15 protein-coding genes are annotated in these 23,002 nt (G+C 36.3%); 13 read left to right on the plus strand and 2 right to left on the minus strand.

Going from position 1 to position 23,002, the window contains the following annotated elements; all coding sequences use genetic code 11:
* Window positions 1-215 precede the first annotated feature (215 nt).
* Entirely contained in the window at window positions 216-1,841 is a 1,626-nt protein-coding gene (groL, locus tag HXT60_RS02285; protein ID WP_004115364.1) for a chaperonin GroEL, read from the plus strand.
* A gap of 118 nt (window positions 1,842-1,959) precedes the next feature.
* Here the strand turns inward: groL and HXT60_RS02290 are convergent, their stop codons facing one another.
* Complete coding sequence (locus HXT60_RS02290; RefSeq protein WP_421791301.1) at window positions 1,960-2,253, minus strand: WXG100 family type VII secretion target; 294 nt, start codon at window positions 2,251-2,253, stop codon at window positions 1,960-1,962.
* Between the two features lie 170 nt (window positions 2,254-2,423).
* On the opposite strand from HXT60_RS02290, the gene HXT60_RS02295 reads away from it, so the two are divergent.
* From HXT60_RS02295 to HXT60_RS02345, 11 genes are all read left to right on the plus strand, one after another.
* Window positions 2,424-3,158 carry a hypothetical protein gene (locus HXT60_RS02295; RefSeq protein WP_004112647.1) on the plus strand — a complete coding sequence of 245 codons (735 nt, stop codon included), beginning with the start codon at window positions 2,424-2,426 and terminating at the stop codon, window positions 3,156-3,158.
* A 60-nt stretch (window positions 3,159-3,218) separates the two neighbouring features.
* Window positions 3,219-3,959: a response regulator transcription factor gene (locus HXT60_RS02300; RefSeq protein WP_004112649.1), complete on the plus strand. Its 741-nt coding sequence runs from the start codon at window positions 3,219-3,221 to the stop codon at window positions 3,957-3,959.
* Window positions 3,960-3,961: 2 nt separating this feature from the next.
* Window positions 3,962-5,995 (plus strand): sensor histidine kinase, encoded by a 2,034-nt coding sequence (locus tag HXT60_RS02305; RefSeq protein ID WP_421791303.1) that lies wholly within the window; start codon window positions 3,962-3,964, stop codon window positions 5,993-5,995.
* 189 nt (window positions 5,996-6,184) lie between these two features.
* Complete coding sequence (locus HXT60_RS02310; protein ID WP_004112652.1) at window positions 6,185-6,574, plus strand: cold-shock protein; 390 nt, start codon at window positions 6,185-6,187, stop codon at window positions 6,572-6,574.
* 18 nt (window positions 6,575-6,592) lie between these two features.
* A complete protein-coding gene (locus tag HXT60_RS02315; protein WP_421791305.1) occupies window positions 6,593-7,852 on the plus strand; it encodes a DUF3027 domain-containing protein in 1,260 nt (419 codons plus the stop codon).
* A 69-nt stretch (window positions 7,853-7,921) separates the two neighbouring features.
* Window positions 7,922-10,411: an ATP-dependent Clp protease ATP-binding subunit gene (locus tag HXT60_RS02320; protein WP_004112655.1), complete on the plus strand. Its 2,490-nt coding sequence runs from the start codon at window positions 7,922-7,924 to the stop codon at window positions 10,409-10,411.
* 701 nt (window positions 10,412-11,112) lie between these two features.
* Window positions 11,113-12,105 (plus strand): restriction endonuclease subunit M, encoded by a 993-nt coding sequence (locus HXT60_RS02325; RefSeq protein ID WP_421791307.1) that lies wholly within the window; start codon window positions 11,113-11,115, stop codon window positions 12,103-12,105.
* Window positions 12,089-16,189 (plus strand): Eco57I restriction-modification methylase domain-containing protein, encoded by a 4,101-nt coding sequence (locus tag HXT60_RS02330; RefSeq protein ID WP_421791309.1) that lies wholly within the window; start codon window positions 12,089-12,091, stop codon window positions 16,187-16,189. The genes HXT60_RS02325 and HXT60_RS02330 overlap by 17 nt, the downstream gene beginning before the upstream one ends.
* A 13-nt stretch (window positions 16,190-16,202) precedes the next feature.
* The gene (locus tag HXT60_RS02335) at window positions 16,203-16,757 is read left to right on the plus strand and encodes an SLATT domain-containing protein (protein ID WP_410310548.1); all 555 of its coding nucleotides are present in this window, start codon (window positions 16,203-16,205) and stop codon (window positions 16,755-16,757) included.
* An 18-nt stretch (window positions 16,758-16,775) separates the two neighbouring features.
* Window positions 16,776-18,062, plus strand: a complete 1,287-nt coding sequence (locus HXT60_RS02340; protein WP_410310547.1) for a nucleotide-binding domain-containing protein — start codon at window positions 16,776-16,778, stop codon at window positions 18,060-18,062.
* Between the two features lie 176 nt (window positions 18,063-18,238).
* On the plus strand, window positions 18,239-18,607 hold the full coding sequence (locus HXT60_RS02345; protein WP_410310546.1) for a DUF2513 domain-containing protein: 369 nt from the start codon (window positions 18,239-18,241) through the stop codon (window positions 18,605-18,607).
* 81 nt (window positions 18,608-18,688) lie between these two features.
* Here the strand turns inward: HXT60_RS02345 and HXT60_RS02350 are convergent, their stop codons facing one another.
* Window positions 18,689-20,101: a hypothetical protein gene (locus HXT60_RS02350; RefSeq protein WP_421791312.1), complete on the minus strand. Its 1,413-nt coding sequence runs from the start codon at window positions 20,099-20,101 to the stop codon at window positions 18,689-18,691.
* A gap of 557 nt (window positions 20,102-20,658) precedes the next feature.
* Between HXT60_RS02350 and HXT60_RS02355 the strand changes: the two genes are divergently transcribed.
* Window positions 20,659-22,929 (plus strand): KAP family P-loop NTPase fold protein, encoded by a 2,271-nt coding sequence (locus HXT60_RS02355; RefSeq protein WP_410310543.1) that lies wholly within the window; start codon window positions 20,659-20,661, stop codon window positions 22,927-22,929.
* Window positions 22,930-23,002 lie beyond the last annotated feature (73 nt).

Here is a 23,002-nt window from a genome sequence, read left to right on the forward strand (position 1 = left end):
AGTAGAAAGTCATCTAGAGTGGCTTTTTGCTTGGCTATTTTTGATTTTACTTATAGATTTTTTCTATATATTTTTGAATATAGTTGGCACTCGGGCACTTAGAGTGCTAATCTTCATTTAGCACTCTAATGTTGCAGGTTTAATCAACAGCTGACGGTTGGTTAGATTTCGACGGTTTGAGTGAGTGTTCCATAGTTAAGTTATGTGGAGGAATAATGGCAAAGATTATTGCCTATGAAGAAGATGCCCGTCAGGGTATGCTTGCTGGTCTTGATAAGCTTGCAAATACAGTAAAGGTGACTCTTGGTCCAAAGGGTCGTAACGTTGTTCTTGATAAGTCTTACGGCGCCCCAACCATCACTAATGATGGCGTTTCAATCGCTAAGGAGATCGATCTTGAAGATCCGTACGAGCGTATTGGCGCCGAATTGGTAAAGGAAGTTGCTAAGAAGACTGACGACGTTGCAGGTGACGGCACTACAACCGCTACTGTGTTGGCTCAATCTTTGGTGCACGAAGGCTTAAAGAATGTTGTTGCTGGTAGCAACCCAATCGCTCTTCGTCGCGGAATTGAAAAGGCTTCAGAAGCAATTGTTAAGGAATTGCTCGCATCTGCTAAGGATGTTGAAACCAAGGATCAGATTGCAGCTACTGCAACTATTTCTGCAGCAGATCCTGAAGTTGGCGAAAAGATTGCTGAAGCTTTGGATAAGGTTGGCCAAGACGGTGTTGTTACCGTTGAAGACAACAACAAGTTTGGTCTTGATTTGGACTTCACTGAAGGTATGCGTTTTGATAAGGGTTATATTTCCCCTTACTTCGTCACTAATGCAGAAGATCAGACTGCTGTTCTTGAAGATCCATACATTTTGCTCACTTCTGGCAAGGTTTCTAGCCAGCAGGACATTGTTCATGTTGCTGAACTTGTTATGAAGTCTGGTAAGCCATTGCTTATTATTGCTGAAGATGTTGATGGCGAAGCATTGCCAACTCTTGTTCTTAACAAGATTCGCGGTACTTTCAACACTGTTGCAGTAAAGGCTCCAGGATTTGGCGATCGCCGTAAGGCAATGCTTCAGGATATGGCTATTTTGACTGGTGCTCAGGTTGTTTCTGACGACCTTGGTTTGAAGCTTGATTCTATCGACGCTTCTGTGTTTGGCCATGCTGCAAAGGTTATTGTTTCTAAGGATGAAACAACTATCGTTTCTGGCGCTGGCTCTAAGGAAGATGTTGAGGCTCGTGTTGCTCAGATTCGCGCCGAAATTGAGAACACTGATTCCGATTACGATCGCGAAAAGCTTCAGGAGCGTCTTGCTAAGCTCGCTGGTGGCGTTGCTGTTATTAAGGTTGGTGCTGCTACGGAAGTTGAGGCTAAGGAACGTAAGCATCGCATTGAAGATGCAGTTCGTAATGCTAAGGCTGCTATCGAGGAAGGTTTGCTTCCAGGTGGTGGCGTTGCTCTTGTTCAGGCTGCCGCTAAGGTTGAGAAGTCTGCTGATATTGTTGCTCTTAGTGGAGAAGAAGCCACGGGTGCTGCAATTGTGTTCCGTGCTGTAGAAGCTCCAATCAAGCAGATTGCTCAGAATTCCGGCGTTTCTGGAGACGTTGTACTCAACAAGGTCCGTGAGCTTCCAGAAGGCGAAGGCTTCAATGCTGCAACTAATACTTATGAAGATTTGTTGGCTGCAGGCGTTACCGACCCAGTTAAGGTAACTCGTTCTGCTCTACAGAATGCTGCTTCTATCGCTGGCTTGTTCTTAACTACAGAAGCTGTGGTTGCTAATAAGCCTGAGAAGCCAGCTGCTGCACCACAGGCTGGCGCAGAGATGGGCTACTAAATAAAAGTTAGATGTACTGCTTAGCTTTTAGCTAGTTGTTATATGTGAGCGGTGAGTTGTTATAAAATACAAGTCATCGCTCACGTTTTTTATTTATTCTATTGTTTAATTATTTTGTTTATCCCATTGCAAACAAAGATGTAGCTTGCGCTTCTGTATCCATGTAAATGTTAGAAGCATTTTGCATAGCGAGTTGAATGGATTGCAATGATTGTTCCATTAGCTGGTGTGCTGCACGCCATTGCCCAGCTGTTGATGCAAATTGTGTAGCTGCAGGACCAGTCCATACACTTTGCAATTGTTGGAGATTTGCGTACATTCCATTTGTGGCGTCTCGAATCGCATTAATCGAAGATGCAACTGCTGCAGCAGATTGCTGAATTTGTTCTGAATCAACTCTAAATTGTGTCATTTTTTCTCCTCATTTAGTGTAGTTAATTTTCTTATGGTTATTCATTTAGTTTTTGCCGTGCAAACTTATCTTTTGTATAAATTAAATTTATTTTTTTAACTTTTGTTTTGCATAAATTGCTCTATTTTGCGCTTGTTTCTTGTAATCTAAAAACACGGTATTATGAATATATGCCGTCTAGAAAGTTTATAAAAGATTTTTTTATCAATGTGGTTAAAGGCTTATCTGCTTTTGTAATTATTGTATTTTTGAGCGAAAGTGTTTTGTTTCCAACAACAGCTTTTGCTAATGATGGATTATCAAAAGCGGATTCTCAGAATAAAAGCACTAAGAATTTGGGTATTGTTGCAACAGATTCTATTACGGATACAGAAAATCTTCTTGGAGATTCTGTTACAAAAGTTTCAGATATGATTTCAATAACCAAAAAACAAACAGGTGTATCGGTTAAATTACTTTATTTATCTAATTTTACTGGAAATAAAAATCCGTCAAAATGGGCTAGTGATTTACTTACAAGCACTAATCCAGATCGTAATACTGTTCTTCTTGCTGTTGCTACTCATGATGGAAAGCTTGTAGTAGCAGTTTCATCTAATTCTGATGAATGGCTTAAAAGAAAAACAACCGTGGATTTGCTTTCTGATGCGGCGTATCGTCCTCTTATTAGTTCTCAAGGTGCTGATTGGTCTCAATCTGCAATCATGCTTATGAAGCAGATTGCTCGGTCTAAGAAAACTTCTGTAACTTCCAGAACAAGTGTAGTTTCAACAATCGTTATGGTTGTTATTATTGTTGCTTTGTTTGTTCTTGTTGCACTTATTTTGTGGAGAAGAAACTATATTCTAAAACAAGTATCACTAGGGTTGAGAAGAGCTAAGAGACGCCATGCGGCGCGTAAATAAATCGATTTTTTTCAGGAAACACTCAGGAAACATTCAGTTTTATAAGTGATGCTAATCAGTATGGGTAAGAATGTAGAAGCATCTATTGTTGTGGTCGATGACGAACCTTCAATTCGTGAGCTTTTGGTAGCATCGCTACACTTTGCAGGATTTGATGTAGAAACAGCAGCTTCTGGATCAGAAGCTATTGATGTTATTGAGCGTGTACATCCAGATCTTATTGTTATGGACGTTATGCTCCCAGATATAGACGGATTTACGGTTACAAGGCGAATTCGCCAGAATGGTGTTGCTGTTCCTGTGTTATTCCTTACTGCTAGAGACGACACTCAGGATAAGATTATGGGTCTTACTGTTGGTGGCGACGATTATGTTACAAAGCCTTTTAGTCTAGAAGAAGTAGTTGCGAGAATTCGTGCAATATTGCGTAGAACTCAAGATCCAGATGAAGATACTCCTGTTGTGCGCGTTGCTGATTTGGAAATTAATGAGGATTCGCATGATGTTTCCAGATCTGGTGTTCCAATTGAATTAAGTCCTACGGAGTATAAACTGCTTCATTATTTGATGGACAATGAAGGTAGAGTATTGTCTAAGAGTCAGATTCTCAATCATGTTTGGCAATATGATTGGGGTGGAGATGCGGCAATCGTAGAATCCTATATTTCTTATCTTCGTAAAAAGATTGATGGTATTGAAATTAAAAATGAGGATGGAAGCTTAAAGAAGGTTGTTCCTCTTATTGAAACGAAGCGTGGTATTGGCTATATGATTCGCGTTCCGAAAGCAGGTCAAGCCTGATTATGCGTGAGAGCAAATCTGTGGATGGTTCGCTTTACAATAATGGTTCCAAAACATCTGGTTCTGATAACAGCGGATTAAATCAGTCCGAAGTTAGTGCTGATCGAAATGTTAAAGCCGAATTAGTGACTTATTCTGGTGATAATCCTAAAAAAACTAAGAATAAATCTAAGTCCAAATGGTTGCGGAGGCATATTGATGCTATACCGTTGAGTACTCGTTTGGTGGCGTGTACTTTGGTTGTTCTTACAATTGCTGCATTGTGTATTTCTCTTTCTATTAGGCAATTAGTTGGCAGTTATCTTCTGGATAAAACCGATGCTCAGCTTACAGATCAGGCTCAGCTTATTTACGACAATATAGATTTACTTCGTAGTAAGGATTCTGGAGAACAGGCTGCAGGTCCTAATGATTATTTCTTGCAGATTAGAGACACTAATAACAAGATTATTACTACACCTTTGATTCCAAAACTTAAAGGTGATGTTGTTTCTATGCCAACTCTTCCAGAAGATGGAGAAATTAATAATGTTGTTGTAAGACGTAGGCCTTTTACTGCTCCAGCGCGTGTACATGGAGATGTAAAAAGCATTGATGAAACAACTGCAAAAGCTGCGGAATCTCCTTGGCGAGTTCTTGTTCTTACATGGGGTCAGCGAAGCGGATATAATTCCGAAATGCATGTTAGAGGGTATGTTTATATAGCTCTTTCTTTAAGTGACCAATTAGATACTGTTAATACGCTTACACGCTATTGTGTGATGGTTAGTATAACAGTTATCCTTCTTGGTGCTGTTTTAGCCGCTCTTATTATTCAATCTACTCTTGTTCCACTAAAGAGAATAGAAAAAACTGCGTCGAAGATTGCTTCAGGAGATTTAAGTAGGCGAGTACCTTCCGCACCAGAGAACACGGAGGTTGGATCTTTAGCTGCTTCGTTGAACTCTATGCTTTCTAAGATTGAACAAGGATTTAACGACCAGGAAGCAATGACTGAGAAAATGAAACAATTTGTTTCTGATGCAAGTCATGAACTCCGTACTCCATTAGCTGCTATTCATGGATACGCTGAATTGTACTACATGTGGAGAGGTGTGCCTGGTCAGCAAGAAAAAGCTGATGATTCTATTGCTCATATTAAGGCTTCTAGTGAAAGAATGACGGAACTTGTAGAAGATTTGCTTTCACTGGCGCGATTTGACGAGGGTAGAGGAATAAATGTTTCTCAGACAGTTAAAGTAACTCCTATTCTTTCTGATGCGGCAAATGATTTGAGAGCGTTAGATCCAGTTCGAGTTATTCAGCAAGGCACTTTGCATTTAGCTGATGACTGGAAGTTGATGAATTGCTCTAAGCCAACAAATTGCAGTCTTGATAGAAAGTTTATTTTTACTCCAGGTGAGTTACCTAAAGTCACTTTAAAGGGTGACGGAGCTAGATTGCGACAAGTTCTTACAAATATTGTTGGAAACATTCATCGATATACTCCAAGCGATTCTCCAGTAGAGATAGGTATGGGTGTTCTCAAGGCTTCTATTACTCCTGAAGCTCTTCAAAAAATGGGATCTGTATCTCGTTCATTGAAAGACTTTTTGGAAGCTGCGGAAGTGAGCCAATCTACTGGAACAGGCAGCTCATTTGTGGTTATTCGCGTGGTAGATCATGGGCCTGGCGTACCTGAAGAATCTTTATCTCACATATTTGAGCGATTCTATATTGCAGATCCATCTCGCGCTAGAGAAAAGGGTGGTACTGGCTTAGGTATGTCTATTGCTCAGTCTGTTGTTAAAGCTCATCGTGGTTTTATATGTGCTACTACGTCTTGTGCATCTAGGACCAGCAGCGATCAGCTTATTGATGACACAATGGCAGGAAGCGAATCGTCTGAATCTAAGCCTCATGGTTTAACTCTTACGGTTGTGTTGCCGAATGTGATATTTGACGATGAGAATAATAAGAAGGTTAAGAATACAGATACTTCTAGCATGATTACCGATAATAATATTGTAAAAATCGATAATAGTTTAAATTATTAATTATTTTATTTATAATTTTGCTTGTTTTGACATGTTTTTTCGGATAATTTATTGCTTATAGTTTTTGTTTTAGATTGTTCGGGATTCATGCGCTACAATTGATAAAGCGTGAGCCGAGTGAATGTTATGTGGATTATAGTAGAATATGATGATTCGCATAGAATTTAATGAATTCGAGTGAGGTGTGTTATGCCCAACGGGCGTGTTCGTTGGTACGATTCTAAAAAAGGATATGGCTTTATATGCGATGAGGATGGCAAAGATGTATTCTTACCATCTTCTGCGCTGCCAGAATCAGTGAAAGAGCTGCGTAAAGGTACGCGTGTTGAATTCTCTGTTGTTGAAGGTCGTAAAGGGCCACAGGCAATGGGTCTCACTGTTGTGGCTTCTGCGCCTTCGCTAGTAAAAGCCACAAGACCAAAAGCTGAAGATATGGCTGCAATAGTAGAAGATCTTATTAAGCTTTTAGATTCTGCAGGCAATGGTTTACGACGTCGTCATTATCCGTCTACTGCTGAGAGTAAGAAACTTGCGCATTTGTTGCGTGCTGTAGCAGACAATTTTGACGTGCAGGACTGATATTTAACAGGATTTTTTATGGCAGATGAAGTAATTAATCCTCAGGAGCTTGCATATAGTATTGCTGTGGAAACTTCAGAGCGTGAAAACGCTGTTGGAGATTTCGTAAGTGCTACAGATCTTGGTAGTGATGTTACCGATTTTAGATTTGTTTGCAATATGCCTGGGTATGAAGGTTGGCAGTGGTCAGTAACGCTGTACCACGATGCTGATGTTGATTGTTGGACAGTTGATGAGTCAACTCTTGCCCCAACTGAGGATTCTTTACTACCTCCACCTTGGATTCCTTGGAAAGATAGACTTAAGCCAACGGATCTTTCGGTTATGGACTCTATTGGTACAGCCGAAGATGATGAAAGGCTTGAGTCTGGAGTTAATCCAGAAGATTTAGATTATAAAAAATCTAAAGCAAATGTTTCTGAAGATTCTGTAGAAACTGAATGCTCTGGATCGGAAAAGTCGCCAGCAACCGAACAGGATGGCGAAACAGAGCAAAATAATGAATCTAAAGAAGATAATGAGTCTAAAGAATCTCAAGAAGATTTTGAAGAAGCAGTTGAGACTTTTAGATTAACTCGTAAGAGGGTTATGACTGCTGAGGCAATAGCTCAAACGGCGAAGCGATGGTATTCGGGACAACATGGTCCTAAATCGCTTTCTACTAAAATTGCGGATGGTAAAGCGTGTTCATCCTGCGGATTTATGATTCCGCTAGCTGGCAGCTTAGGAAACATGTTTGGAGTTTGCGCAAATATGTGGAGCCCAGACGATGGGAGAGTGGTGGCATTAGATCACGGGTGTGGAGAGCATTCCGAAATAGAGCCACCAGAGCCATCACAACTTTGGATTCAATCGACTCCAGCCTATGACGATTATCATATTGAGATAGCTCCTCAAGCTCCTAGAGACGAGAGAGCAGATGTAGAGCTTATCGAAGAAGCGATTGAAGATAGTAAGGAAAATCGTAAAAGACATCGCAGGTTGATAATTGAAGACGAGTCTGACGAGTTCAGTGAAAATAGCGAAAATAGCGATTCTGCAGCAATTGATTCAATTGATAGAAGTAATAATAAAGATAATAAAGTTAATGAAGATATTGAATCAGAAGATTTTGCAGATAGCACTGATAATTCTGATGATGTTGATAAGAGTGATGTTTCGGATGATGCAGATAGCGCAGATTATGCAGAATCTGGCGATGACTCGGATTCTGCAGATGACTCGGATTCTGCAGACAATTCTGAAGATTTAAATAAGTCGTCATTAACCAATGAGTAACACTAAAAATAGTGTTAGAGTCATGGCAACTCGTTACCATAGAACGAAGGATAAGAACGGAAGGCAATTATGTTTGAACGGTTCACTGACCGCGCTCGGCGTGTGATTGTGCTAGCTCAGGAAGAAGCGCGCTCTCTTCAGCATAACTATATTGGTACCGAGCATATTCTCTTAGGTCTTATTAGAGAAGGCGAAGGAATAGCAGCAAAAGCTTTAAACGCCAAAGGCGTAGAATTAGACAATACTCGTAAACAAATAAAAGAAATGATTGGCACTGGTACTGTCTCGCCTAGTGGACACATACCTTTTACTCCGCATGCTAAACAAGTGCTTGAGCTTAGTTTGCGTGAAGCATTGCAATTGGGGCACAGCTATATTGGTACCGAGCATATTCTCTTAGGTCTTATTAGAGAAGGCGAAGGTGTTGGAACGCAGGTGCTTATTAAGATGGAGGTCGATTTAGGAGATCTTCGTAGCACTGCAATGGATTTGATTCGAGGAAATTCTGGATTACCAGAAGACGGTCAGAAGGGTGATTTGGCTAATGCTGGAGGAGTGCAGGATAAGAGGAATCAGTCTGGTTCTGCGCTGCTAGATCAGTTCGGAAGGAATCTTACTACAGAAGCTGAGCAAGGGAAGCTTGATCCTGTTATTGGTCGTTCAAAAGAGATTGAGCGCGTTATGGTTGTGCTTTCTCGCAGAACTAAGAATAATCCTGTTCTTATAGGTGAACCTGGTGTTGGTAAAACAGCTGTTGTGGAAGGTCTTGCACAGAAGATTGTTGCTGGAGATGTGCCAGAAACGTTAAAGGGCAAGCAGGTTTATTCTCTTGACTTGGGTTCGATGGTTGCTGGATCTCGTTATCGTGGCGATTTTGAAGAGCGCTTAAAGAAGGTGCTTAAAGAAATTAAGACTCGTGGAGATATAGTTCTATTTATTGATGAGATTCATACTATTGTTGGTGCTGGGTCTGCAGATGGTGCTTTGGGTGCTTCTGACATGCTTAAACCTATGCTTGCGCGTGGTGAGCTACAGACGATTGGTGCTACAACTACCGATGAGTATAGAAAGTATATTGAAAAGGATGCGGCTTTGGAACGAAGATTCCAGCCTATTCAAGTTCAAGAGCCTTCTATTGCAGAGACAATTGAGATTCTGAAAGGTTTGCGTGCGCGCTACGAGAATCATCATCACGTAACTATTACGGATGCTGCTTTGCAGTCTGCAGCAGAAATGTCTGCTCGCTATATTCAAGATAGGAATTTGCCAGATAAGGCGATTGATCTTATTGATGAAGCTGGAGCTCGCCTACGTATTAAGCGATTGACAGAGCCACCAGAGCTTAAGGAACTTGATTCTAAGATTTCTAAACTTTCAGAAAAGAAAGATGAAGCTATTAAGAATCAGGACTTTGAGAAGGCTGCCGACTTGCGAGATGAGCAGGAAAAGCTTGAGGAAGAACGTAAGAATAAAGAGCAGGCTTGGCGTGAGGGCGAGTCTAATGTGAATATGGTTGTAGACGAGGATGTTATTGCATCTGTTGTTTCTAATACAACTGGTATTCCTGTTGTTAAGCTAACTCAAGCGGAATCCAAAAAGTTGCTCGGTATGGAAGCGGAGCTTCATAAGCGTATTATTGGTCAAGATGAGGCTGTTTCTGCACTTTCTCGTTCTATTCGTCGTGCGCGAGTAGGATTGAAAGATCCAAAGCGTCCTTCTGGATCGTTTATTTTCGCTGGTCCTACAGGAGTTGGTAAGACAGAGCTTGCTAAAACCTTGGCTCAATTCCTGTTCGACGATGATGATGCTTTGATTCGTGTGGATATGTCGGAGTTTGCGGAAAAGTATGCGGCTTCTCGTCTTTTCGGTGCTCCTCCAGGATATGTTGGCTACGAGGAGGGTGGCGAGCTTACAGAGAAGGTTCGTAGAAAGCCATTCTCGGTGGTGCTTTTTGACGAAATTGAAAAGGCTCATCCAGATATTTTCAACACTTTGTTGCAAGTGTTAGACGACGGTCATTTAACAGATGGCCAAGGAAGAAAAGTTGATTTTAAGAACACGATTATTATCTTGACTACAAATCTTGGTACTCGTGATATTGCTAAGTCAGCGAATACTGGTTTTAGTCTTGGCAATAATGCGGATGCATCTTACCAGAGAATGAAGGATCAGGTTAATTCGGAATTGAAGCGTCAGTTCCGTCCGGAATTCCTAAACCGTTTGGATGATACGATTGTATTCCGTCAGCTTACTGAGCCAGAGGTTCGTCAGATTGTTGATTTGGACGTTAAGCGTTTGAATGACCGTCTGTTTGAACGTCATATGACTTTGGAGCTTACAGATGCAGCTAAGAATCTTCTTGCGCAAAAGGGCTTTGATCCTCTTCTTGGAGCAAGACCGTTGCGAAGAGTTATTCAGCGCGATATTGAGGATGCCATAAGTGAGAAGATTTTGCTTGGCGACTTAACAGATGGTGAACGCGTTGAAGTTGATGCGGAAGGCGAAGGTTTGCTGGGGGAGTTTATTTTCCGCGGTATAAAGTTTGATGTTGAGTCTTGATGTTGAGATTTGATTTTGAGTCTTGATGTTGAGTTCTAAATAACGAAAATATTCTAAATAACGAAAATCCCGGTGTGTAAATCGCATCGGGATTTTTGGGTTTATTCCCCAAATGTCAATCAGATTTGAGTGTTAATTTTGTAGATAGTCGACTGAATCTTTAATAGTTATTCGCTCTTGGTTTATAACCTTCAAATTGTTTCTAAAAGATATTAGAAGATTTACAATTTAATTGTGTATTGCTTTGTAAACGTAAATATGCTAGAGCGGCACGCAAAACTTGTGACTCTTTTATAACAGCAATCACACTTCCTATAGTGATGCGAGCTTGTTGTTCATGCGGGCATATATAAATTTTGATATTTTTACAAATTTTATGACTATGTTGTTGCAGTCATAATTTTTAAATATAATAAGGATAAGTCTATCTGATTATTCTTCTCAAAATGAGTAGGGATAAGTGATATTTATGTGTAATTTATAGTGTAAGAATGAGAATTATAACCAGATTATATAGATACAAATTTAATAAATATATGTAAAATATAACTTAAGAATAGGGTCATTGCGGCGGTAATTTGATTAGTAAGTTTAAAAGAAAAATAGTTTAATTATATTGGTATATCAACAAAATTATTTGCTTATTTGACTAAAAATTGAAGACTGATTGAAACGGTGGTTGATTTTAAGGAAATGAGTAAATGAGTAAATCAATTCTTGATTATACTTTTGAGCAAAATGTTGATGAACAAACATTATATGAGAAATATCCTAAGGTTTTCTCTGCTTTATTGTTAGATCATACAACAAAACGCAATATTTGCTGGGCAACGAATGACTATAAAAATTATGGTGATACTCATCAAGCTCATTCCGAAATAACCGTTGCTTCAATTACTGGTAAATATGCAGGGTTGATTGCACCTAGAACATCAAAATCTCGTGAATTGCAAATATCTCGAACTAAAAATAAGGCTGAGGTATTTACTCCATCTTGGATTTGCAATGAACAAAATAATATTGTTGATGAAGCATGGTTTGGTAGATCTAATGTTTTTAATCGTACTAATGACAAAAGTTGGATTTCTACCACAGAAAAAATTGAGTTTTCAGATAATCGCTCAAAAAATTGGATGGCGTATGTAGATGAACGTCGAATGGAAATAACATGCGGAGAGGCTCCTTATTTAGTTAGCAGATATGATGCAACAACTGGCGAAATAATTCCACTTAAGCAACGTATCGGACTTTTGGATCGCAAGCTTAGAGTAGTTAAAGAGAATACTAGTGATGAAATAGATTGGCTCAAATGGTCTAAACGTGCATTTGAATCTATATATGGTTTTGAATATCAAGGAGATAGTCTGCTTCTAGCAAGAGAAAATCTTCTTGCAACATATGTTGATTATATGCGTGATTCACTTAATAGAAAACCTACAGAATCAGAGCTTTTAAACATAGCAACGATTATCTCTTGGAACATCTGGCAAATGGATGGACTTACAGGGTATCCGCCTTATTGTAGTGAGATACATGCAAATACTCAGCCAACTTTATTTGATTTTGAAGAATTTGAAGAGAATGTAGATTCACAAACTTCATCATCCTGCAGAATAAAAGATTGGCGCGCTAATAAAATCAACAAATTTAATGACTTACTTTCACAGGAGAAAAAGAATGAAGAAAGTAGATAATCTTGAATTGTTAGATAATCTTATTGTTGGAAGAGTAACGCCTCACATTTATGCTTTCCAAACTGGTACAATACCAAATTATTTAAAGGTAGGAGATACCTATCGACCTGTTAGTATTCGTTTAAAAGAATGGGAGCGCAAATTCCCTGATTTAATCAAAAAATATGAGCATAAAGCAACAGTTTCGGATAATGTATATTTTCGTGATTATGCTGTGCATGATTATTTAGAAAATTCGCTTGGCAAAAAACGCCTTGAACCAGAAGATTTATCTACAAATAATGTTTACTATAGTAGGGAATTTTTTAAAGATGTTAATACTTCTGAACTAGATGAAGCTATTAACGATATATGCGAGCAATATAAATTAAAAAACTCTACATATGCATACTATGATTCCAATAAACGATTGGCTGTTACAGTACACTATGAGCGAGGAGCAAAGTGGACACTACGCCCAAATCAACAAGAAGCAGTTGATAATTTTATAAAAGCAGTGAACTTGGGGCGTACAAATCTTTTAATGTATGCTGTTATGCGATTTGGCAAATCATTCACGTCACTTGCATGCGCCAAAGCCATAAATGCAAAGACTGTGCTTATTGTTTCTGCTAAAGCAGACGTTCGTGAAGAATGGAAGAAGAACGTAGAACAACCCGGCAATTTTGAAGACTACAACTTTTTAACTTCAAAAGAATTATTAGAGAACGATAACGCAATTTCAGATATTCATGCCAAAGATGAAACGGCAGTCATTTTCCTAACATTACAAGACTTACAAGGCACTGAGATTAAGGCAAAACATGCACAAGTCTTTGAAAATAAAATTGACTTATTAATTGTTGATGAAACACATTTTGGCGCTCGCGCTCAAAGTTATGGCGAAATTTTGCGCAATGTGCAAACAGACGAGAAAAAAGACCTAAAAGAAAATATTAAGTTTCTTGATAAGCAGGAAGATGACCAAATAGATCTGGAAGATGCCAATAAGCAAATCAAGGAATTAAAGGCTAAAGTGCGGTTGCATCTCTCCGGCACACCTTATCGAATTTTAATGGGATCAGAATTTGAACCAGAAGATATTATTTCTTTTGTTCAATTTACAGATATCGCTCACGAACAGGCAGCTTGGGATGCTGAAAACTTATATAAGGATGATGTTGAGGAATGGGACAACCCTTATTTTGGTTTTCCTCAAATGATTCGTTTTGCTTTTCACCCAAGCGAGCGAGCTATAGAAAAAATGAACGAGCTGAAAAAGCATGGTGTAAGTCTTGCTTTATCTGCTCTCTTTAAGCCGCAATCCATTAAGAAAGATACAAAAACAAATGCGCATCAAAAATTTGTACACGAAGATGAAGTTTTGGACCTTCTAAAAATTATTGATGGTACTTCTAGTGACTCAAAACTTTTAGGATTTTTAGACTACGATAAAATTAAGCAAGGTCAAATGTGCAGGCATATGGTAATGGTTTTGCCATATTGTGCTTCTTGCGATGCAATGGAAAAGCTAATTTCAGATCATGCTTTAGAATTTAAGAATCTCGGTGAGTATGAGATTTTAAATATTTCGGGCGTAGATGCACAACACCATTTCCACACGCCAACCGATATTAAAAATCGTATTGCAAAACTTGAATCAGAAGGTAAAAAGACACTCACTTTAACAGTGAATAGAATGCTTACGGGCTCAACTGTTGAGCAATGGGATACGATGATTTATCTAAAAGACACATCTAGTCCGCAAGAATACGATCAAGCGATATTTCGCTTACAAAACCAATATGTTCGTGAACTAAGTGACGGCACAAAAGTTATCAAAGAGTGCCTAAAACCGCAAACTCTGCTGGTAGATTTTGATCCACATCGTCTTTTTACTATGCAGGAGCAAAAATCTTTGATTTACAATGCTAATACTGAAAAGAATGGTAATTCATTGCTTGACAAGCGTATTGCTGATGAGCTTCGTATATCGCCAGTTATTACGATGAATCATAATCGCCTGGAACAGGTGCAAGCTACTGATATCTTAAAAGAGGTTAGTCATTACAACAATTCTCGTTCAATTAGCGACGAGGTAATGGATTTACCGATAGATCTCTCTATCCTAAATAACGAGCATATGCGGGATGTAATTGAAGCGCAAAATCCATTTGGCTCTAAGGCAGGCTTAACTCTGGAAGCCAATGAAAGTGAAACAGATGGTCAGGATTTTGATGTTGAATATGAGGATTTGGATGACGAACAGCAGTCGAAGCAAGATAATAAATCTAAACAATCAGAATTTGACCAATATACGTTGAACGTTAATAATGAGAGAATCAAAGATTTAGAAAATAAGATTCGAACTTATTATCAGCGAATATTATTCTTCTCATTCCTTTGTTATGAACCTGTAAAATCGCTTGATGATATTTTAGAAAATTTGCGTCAAGGTAAAAATCATAGACTTGCTCACAACTTAGGTATCAATACGGATGATATCGAGGTTTTGCGAAATTCACTCAATGCTTTTAAGCTCAGTGCTTTAGATTATAAAATCCAAAATATATCTACACTTGCCACTGACGAAAACTTGCAACCCCTTGATCGTGCTGTAACTTCACTTGCTAAATTTAGCCGTATGTCTGCTTCTGAAATCATAACTCCAATAAAAGTGGCTGATGAAATGGTGGCGATGCTTTCCGAAGACCAATTGCGCAACATCATTAAATCAGGTGAAAAATTACTTGATATTGCATCAAAGGCAGGAGAATATACAGTAGCACTCGTAAAACGTCTACAGGCATTAGGCTTTACGCTTGACGAAATAAGAAACAGCATCTACGCTATTCCTACTTCAAGCGTTGCATATGAGTTCACAAGACGTTTCTACGAAATACTTGGACTAAATATTGCTTGCATTGCCAAGAACTTTACAAGCTACAATCTTCTCGATATTAAAAAAGATAACGAGGAGGTGGACTATAATCGAATAACTGAACTTCTTAGTCAGAAGAAAGATTTTGAAAAGATTACACTACAAGATAACATTCAAGGGGGTGAAAAAGTGGAATTTGGAGCAGTTGTGGGGAATCCTCCGTATCAGGAAAGTGATGGCGGAGCTCAAGCTAGCGCTCGCCCTATTTACCATAAATTTGTTGAAATCACTAATCAGCTTAGTACAAATCAGGCTACTCTTATTATCCCGACACGTTGGTACGCAGGAGGAAAAGGACTCGATCAATTTAGAGAGCATATGCTTGCAAATACACACATAAGTCAGCTTCATGATTTTATTAACCCAGAAACCGTATTCCCTGGTACAAATAATCGTGGTGGTGTTTGCTATTTTTTGATTGACAAGTCCATGTGTAATCAAACTGAGCATCAAACTAAGATAATTACTCATACTAAAGTGGAAAACGATATTATTAGCATACGCCCACTAAATTCATTATCGCTAGGTATTTTTATTCGTGATTCTATAGGTGTAGAAATCGCAGAAAAACTTATAGAGAATGAAACGTTTTCTCCTCTGTCAAACGAAATATCTAGCCGTAAACCCTTCGGATATGACGGAAAAATAATACAATCAAGTCAATTCCATAAAGAACCTTCTAAAATGCAAGAACCTATCTTATGTTATGGGAAAGCTCAGCTAAAAGGATATGTTGAAAGGTCATCTATACCGAATCATCCAGAATGGATTGATTGCTACAAGGTATTCATACCACGTGCTAATAATATTGGCACAGAATTAAACGATGATAACCAAAATGTATTTGTTGGTTTACCAAAAGAAGTCTGCTCAGAGACCTATATTTTAGCTGGTGCTCAAATGTCTCTGACTGAAGAAACTGCAACATTCCTAGCTAAGTACATGAAAACCAAATTTGCTCGCTTTTTGCATAGATTAATTAAAGTTAGTCAGGATGCTTCAAAACAAACTTATCGCTTTGTGCCGGTTCCTGATTTAAGTAAAGATTCACCAATTAATTGGAACTTATCTTTAAATGAAATTGATGAGCAGCTTTTCAACTTTTATGGTCTAAACGAGGAAGAAAAGCAGCATATCCGTAACTCTATAAAAGATATGGAATAGTGCGAGGTATGCCATGGAAAATAAAAGCAAACTAATCCATTTACTTGATGCTCGCGCAGATCGTCTTTTATACACTTATCGCACACAAGAAAAAGCTGCTGATAGATATGAATCTTGGGAAAGATGGCGCAAAAGATTCTCAATTGGCTTAACTGTCGTGACTACAGGCACACTGATTACAAGTGTTGCTGGGATTATGTTAAACGAAATTTGGGGAAATTTCGCCGTAGCACTTATCGCGACCTTAGCAACAGGTGCTTCTTTTTCGGGTGAATTTTTTGATTTTAAGGCAAAAATAGCAGAACATCAAAAGTCAGCTGTTGAAATTCGCTATTTATTCGAAAGATATGAATCATTAATTTCTGATCTTGGATCTTCAGCCATTTCAGACGAAAATGCACGTAAAATTCGAGATGAGCTAGAACTTAAAGAACATGACGTACTATCAACAGCACCTAGAACAACATCCAGAGATTATAACAAGGCTAATGCTGCTATAAACGGTAATGAAAAACCTCAGTCATCACAAGAAGAAATTGATAACAGAACCCCAGGAAGAATAGAATAAGGAAGAAATATCAGTTACATGAGTGCATTAGACGTTTTTGATAAAATCTTCGACAATCTTAAGATTTCTAATAAGGAAGAAATTAGAAACCGTAGAGATGAAATTACAAAAGCTCTTAATAGAGAATTTAGAGATTTAGATTCAGAATCAGACAATCGGTTAATGGTAGGTTCATGGGGACGTTGTACAGCCATAGATGGCGTTTCTGACTTGGATTTACTTTATATTTTACCTTCTAGCTTATGGGATGATTATCATACAATTGATGGCACGACAAAGGTTTTGTCCAAAGTAAAACAAGCTATAGTAACTCATTATTCACGAACTGATATTCGAGTAAATCAACTAGTTGTTGTAGTTAATTTCGAAAATTATAAATTTGAAGTGCAACCTGTCTTTGAACAAAATGATGGTTCATTTTCGTATCCAGATACGTATTACGATTCTTGGAAAACAACAAAACCACGAGATGAGATTAAGGCTATATCTGACCTTGATACAGCTTCTAATGGAAATGCTAGAAAAATATGCAAATTGGCTCGGGCATGGAAAAATAAACACGATGTTATTATGGGTGGTCTTCTCATAGATACTATGGCATGGAGATTTCTCAATGATAACGATGAATATTTTAATGCTATAAATCATCCTGATTATATGATTAGAGATTTCTTTAAATATCTAAGCAATTTACCCAAACAAGAATCCTGGAATGCTCTAGGCAGCAATCAAAGAGTAAAGGTCAAGAAAAATTTTCAAGTAAAAGCTTTAGAAGCCTATGATCTCTGTTGTGCTGCTATTGATGAAAGCGATGAAGTTAAGTCATACAAGAAATGGCGGGAGGTCTTTGGAAGATTTGTTCCATTAAGTGACCATGAACAAGTAGCCAAGGATCTTTTTACGTCGTATGATGACACGGAACAGTTTATCGAAAGTTTTTATCCTATTGATTTACAATATGAGCTTAATCTTGAGTGCAAAGTAACACAAGATGGATTTAGACCAGCTAATTTAAGAGATATGATAATGAATCATATTTGGCTTAAACCAAACAAAAAACTAGAATTTTATATAACAAATACAGATCTCCCAACACCATATAGTCTCAAATGGAAAGTATGCAACTGTGGAGAAGAAGCTAAAAAACGAAATTGTATAAGAGGACAAATTATTGATGGTACAAGCTCTAACACCAGAGAAGAATATACGGTTTTTCGAGGAGAACACTATGTTGAATGCTACGCTATATACTACGGCGTGGTAATAGCAAAAGGTAAAATATCTGTACCAATCACTACAGACTAGGCTTATGAAACCTAAAATTTCTAAAATCAAAACTTACTAAAGATTCGATATATTGGGGCGCGCTGGATTCCGAACATAAATTAAATGGTTTAGATGTGATTGATACGCTTGTATAACTTTGTGTATGATATTTGTGTAAAAAATTTAAATAACAATCTATAAAGGAGAAATGAGTTATGAGAAGGAATATGGATTTAGTTCGTGAAATTTTAATTGAAGCTTCTAAAAGTGATAAAGAAGTTAAAGCAAGCGATATTGCTGAGAAAAGTAGTAAATACTCTCTTGAAGAAATTATTTACAACATAAAAATAATGGGGGAAGGTAATTTAATTAATGTATATATCGATGAGCGCGAAGTTGGCGTTGTAGATGCTTACGTTATGGACATAACCTGGCATGGCAATGAGTTTCTTGATTCTATAAGCTCTAACGAAATATGGGAAAAGATAAAAAATAATTTTTCGGATAAAATTATTAATATTCCTTTTGATATTCTCACTAGTTTGGCTAAATTGTACCTAAAAAGTAAATTAGGTTTATCTTAATTATTTTTTACTCTATTCATCATTTTATCTTGCATAAAAATTAATATTTATACAAGATAAAATGATTCGGTATGCTTGTTTTTATATAGACGTTTCATTGTATTTAAAGATATCCAAATTAAGTCTTTCAAGCATTGTTGGTAACTCAACTCCAAGCTGTTTGCCAATCCACAATCTAATAATATTTATAAAGCAAACATTAATTCTGTACATTTTTTCATAATCTTTCGGAGTTTTTTCTATATTTTTGTTAGCATCCGCATGTTTATTTTTCCTATAAATATCACTCATTTCTTTTACCCAATCAAAATCTTTGATATCTATTGGAAAATATTCGCCAAATTCGTCTTTTATAGCGTCTAATGCACAAGAAAAACATTTCAATTCCTCAATTGTTTTTCCCTTTCTCTTTTTCATTCTATCTTCACGACCTGTACTTTTTATTATTTCCCACCCAATATCTTCTAGTGCAACACCTAAGAGTATATTCACAGATTCGACTGGAAGATTATCTTGCTCTTTTGCTAAGTGAGATATTACTCCCATCGCTCTTCCATATTTTTGCAATAATTTAAACCATTTTTCTATTCCACAAATATTAATATCGTAAAAATCAAACAAGAATTGTTTATTGTGCTTTTTATAAATGTTTTGTGTGCCAGCATTTAAATGATGAAGGACATGGAACCATTTTACTGTTGAATCATTGCGAGTATTATTGTTTTCCACGCCTACTTCCATTTTTGAAAATTCGCATCGCTCTAATTTAGATATAGAGATAAGATTTAAAATCCAATTATGAATTGAAATATGCTTTTCCCAATTCAATTCAGTTTCACTATGAGTCTCAATAAATGCTTCTTCTGTAAAGCTTACAATACTGCCATTTTTTGATAGTTTTCTTAAATGCTGATTAATAGCAAGCGATAGACTGATGGATGATTTATTGCTTTCATTTTGCATTGGATTTATTTTGCATAATTCTGTGCTACTAGATTTTTTAATATCTATTTTTATGCTTTCACCATCATCAGAAAGCTTATTAACGCTAATTCCTCCCGAGGTGAACCAATCATATAGGTTGGAACAACTCGTTCGCAAATTAGTTATTTTTTCGAATTGTTTTTCATTTGAACCAACGATTATGTAGTTGCATTTAATTGTACCAATTCCAATTTGACGCATTACATTCGTAGATGATTTTACATATCTACATCCAACTAATGTATATGTTTTACTTGGTGATAAAACTTGCAAAATATTAGGTACAGGCAATCTATTTATTATTTCATCTCCTGCATCAGAGTTTACATATATAACGCTATTTCCTAAAAACCACCTAAAAATTTGACCACTAAGCTCTTTGAATAATACAGACAGTTCAAATTTCAGTCCGTTATCATGTAACATAACTACAGTTTCAGAGGAATCATTATTCTCTGTCTTCAAAAAACCAAGAATGGGTTTAGTTAAATCAAGGCTTTTATCTTCCATAATCTCTTAATCTCCAACTAAGTTTCTACTTTTAATGAGAATATTTTAATATACAAATGTAAATTACTACAATTTATTGTTTGCAGTTTTAGTACTATAAACCAATACAGCAATCGATAATTTCTTTTGAGAATATTACGCACCTGTGTATCAAAACTGTTTCCTTAACGCAACAATTTTGATACATCTTCACACTAACTTTGTAAATTAGATTTGGTATACAAACAAGATCAATGTTGTGTAATAATGCAATATTTACTAATATCCTTTATAGGAGTCTTCCTGCGTTGAAAGTCGGTTTCATTCCGTCGGTTGATTTACTCGCCTTAGGCGTTGTGTGGGCTCCTTTATTTTTTTGATTTTCAACCATCAATACTCTGTATGCCAGTTTGTATTTTATTTAATAGTATTTTCAAATTTTTGTGTTTATAACCTTATAACTCAATTTTTTAAAATACCTAATATTGTAAGGATTAGCTAAAGAATAATTTGCATAAATAATTAGAATATAAATTATTATACGAAATACTGCAATTGCAAAAGTAGGGAGAAAGTATATGAGTTACGTCGCAGATAAACCTATTGAAAAAGCTGATGAAGATTTATTGGGAAGATCTGATTTTGCGAAACAATTTGGAAAATCGATTTGCGAATATGATAGCAAAGATGGTCTTGTAATCGGTTTGTATGGAAAGTGGGGTAGTGGCAAGACATCTATTATTAACATGGCAATATCCGAGATTCCAGTAGTCGAAGCCCAAAAAATAGAGAATGAAAAATGGTATTCAAGAGTATACAAAAGAATCAAAAAAATTTTTACTTCACAAAAAACTGAAGAAGATCAAAATCATAATCCAATAATTATCAAATTCTCACCATGGAATTATTCCGACAAGAACAATTTAATCAGTTTGTTCTTTTATGAATTGAAGAATAAATTAGGTGTAGCTAAAGACGAAGAGAATAAAGAAAAAATGGGAAAGGCTATAAGTCAATATTCCGATATTATTGACGTTTTATCATTTATTCCAGTAGCTGGGCCTGCAATTGCTCCTATATTAAAAACTATTTCCAAATCAAAAGGAGCTAAATTGATGCAAGCTCCTAGTTTGTATGAAGCTAAAGAGAAACTGTGTAAGGCGCTAGAAGATTTTAACCACAAAATTATTGTTTTTATTGATGATATAGATAGATTGACTACTCCTCAGATTAAAGACATTTTCCAATTGGTGAAACAAGTAGGCGATTTTCCTAACATCATTTATGTTCTTACTATGGATAGGGAAATTGTTTGCAATGCTTTGTCTGAATATCACAATATTGATGGAGATGAGTATTTAAAGAAAATTGTTCAAGTTTCTTTTGAAGTTCCTGAAATTGATAGATCACTATTGCCTGAAATACTAAAAGGTAGACTCAGTAAATTTATACACAAAAATGATTGTGAAGAAGAATTTGAAAACAATAATTATTTTGAAAAAGTACTTGAATATTGCGTAAATCCTTATATTAAAAATATGAGAGATATTAATAGATTACTTAACGCGTTCCAATTCAAATATGGCGCTTTATGGAAGGAAACATCATTTGTTGATTTATTAGCTATTACTGCTATAGAAATTTTCGAGCCTAAATTATATGAATGGATTATTGATAATGCAATCTATGTATGTGGACCACAATCATATGACGATTTAAGAAAATATGAAAAAAGAACTTATGAATACTATAAAAATGAATTCAAACAGTTAGGATTAAATTCAGAATCATCTATGCGAATGCTTATATTGATGTTTCCTCCATTTGCTAGGTCGATTCATTACATTGGCGAATATTCTCATACAGATGATTTGCAACTTTTAAGAGATAATCGCATCGCATCTGTTGAAAAATTCGATTTATATTTTATGTTCGATATAAATAGAATTAAGGTTTCAAGAGAGAAAATTTATGATTGCTTGTATAAATATGATGAAAATCTTTTAATTAGTACTGTTAAAAATATTAATTCACAAGGCAGCCTTGACTATTTGTTAAGAAACATGGAGTCATTGTTTGACAAAGAACATTATGAGCGTTTTAAGTTCGTTGCATTTACGCTTGTAAATTTGTATGGAGAATTTGTAAATAAAGTAACAGAAAGAAATAAGATAAATAATATTTCTGATTCAGTACTTAAATTTGTACTCTGTTTTATTAAAACAATAGACTCTGAATGTAAACGTTATGAAATAATTTATTCTATTCTTAAAAATTCTAATAAATCTAATATTGGACTTATTGCAGATATTCTTAATCAAGAAGAAATGGCATTTGGGAGATTTGGTAATAAAACCGAACGTACGGATTTGCAATTCGTTAGCTTAAAGCATTTAGAATATCTCGAAAAAATTTATATTGATAAAATTAAACTCATTGCAAAATCTGAAAATATGATAAATATGCGAGTATTTAACATAGTATTTTATTTGTGGGAAGATCTTGATAAAGAAGGAGCTGAAAATTATGTTAAAAAACTATTTAATGATAGAGTCAGTAAGCTTAAATTTATATGCACTAAAGCATATTTCTTCAGTGACTCGAATTATTATGGATGGGATATTGATTTAAAAAGTTACTCAACTTATATTTCTAGAGAAGATCTTTACAATGAAATTAAAGATTACGCTAAAAATCATTTAGATGAATTTACTAAAGAAGAGCAAATAATATTAGCGTCGTTTGTGCTGAATTATGAAAATAGTAATGATGACTTTAATCATGCGTATGAGCGAGAAGGATTGCAACTCATAGAAAAGTGGAAATCTGAAATTAACTTAGCAAAATGATAAATATATTGAGCTCTAGCACACTGCGCTTTAGTAACCAATATTTTGCCATTATCAATTAACTCACAAATTA

Origin of the sequence: Gardnerella sp. KA01002 (assembly GCF_049244015.1) — a bacterium.
GTDB classification, from domain to species: Bacteria; Actinomycetota; Actinomycetes; order Actinomycetales; family Bifidobacteriaceae; genus Bifidobacterium; species Bifidobacterium vaginale.

Excerpts from the sequence above, each read along its gene's own strand:
- HXT60_RS02320 (WP_004112655.1), top strand. The coding sequence starts at position 7,922 with ATGTTTGAACGGTTCACTGACCGCGCTCGGCGTGTGATTGTGCTAGCT.
- HXT60_RS02315 (WP_421791305.1), top strand. The coding sequence starts at position 6,593 with ATGGCAGATGAAGTAATTAATCCTCAGGAGCTTGCATATAGTATTGCT.
- HXT60_RS02295 (WP_004112647.1), top strand. The coding sequence starts at position 2,424 with ATGCCGTCTAGAAAGTTTATAAAAGATTTTTTTATCAATGTGGTTAAA.
- groL (WP_004115364.1), top strand. The coding sequence starts at position 216 with ATGGCAAAGATTATTGCCTATGAAGAAGATGCCCGTCAGGGTATGCTT.
- HXT60_RS02310 (WP_004112652.1), top strand. The coding sequence starts at position 6,185 with ATGCCCAACGGGCGTGTTCGTTGGTACGATTCTAAAAAAGGATATGGC.
- HXT60_RS02330 (WP_421791309.1), top strand. The coding sequence starts at position 12,089 with ATGAAGAAAGTAGATAATCTTGAATTGTTAGATAATCTTATTGTTGGA.
- HXT60_RS02335 (WP_410310548.1), top strand. The coding sequence starts at position 16,203 with ATGGAAAATAAAAGCAAACTAATCCATTTACTTGATGCTCGCGCAGAT.
- HXT60_RS02305 (WP_421791303.1), top strand. The coding sequence starts at position 3,962 with ATGCGTGAGAGCAAATCTGTGGATGGTTCGCTTTACAATAATGGTTCC.
- HXT60_RS02345 (WP_410310546.1), top strand. The coding sequence starts at position 18,239 with ATGAGAAGGAATATGGATTTAGTTCGTGAAATTTTAATTGAAGCTTCT.
- HXT60_RS02340 (WP_410310547.1), top strand. The coding sequence starts at position 16,776 with ATGAGTGCATTAGACGTTTTTGATAAAATCTTCGACAATCTTAAGATT.
- HXT60_RS02300 (WP_004112649.1), top strand. The coding sequence starts at position 3,219 with ATGGGTAAGAATGTAGAAGCATCTATTGTTGTGGTCGATGACGAACCT.
- HXT60_RS02325 (WP_421791307.1), top strand. The coding sequence starts at position 11,113 with ATGAGTAAATCAATTCTTGATTATACTTTTGAGCAAAATGTTGATGAA.
- HXT60_RS02350 (WP_421791312.1), bottom strand. The coding sequence starts at position 20,101 with ATGGAAGATAAAAGCCTTGATTTAACTAAACCCATTCTTGGTTTTTTG.
- HXT60_RS02355 (WP_410310543.1), top strand. The coding sequence starts at position 20,659 with ATGAGTTACGTCGCAGATAAACCTATTGAAAAAGCTGATGAAGATTTA.
- HXT60_RS02290 (WP_421791301.1), bottom strand. The coding sequence starts at position 2,253 with ATGACACAATTTAGAGTTGATTCAGAACAAATTCAGCAATCTGCTGCA.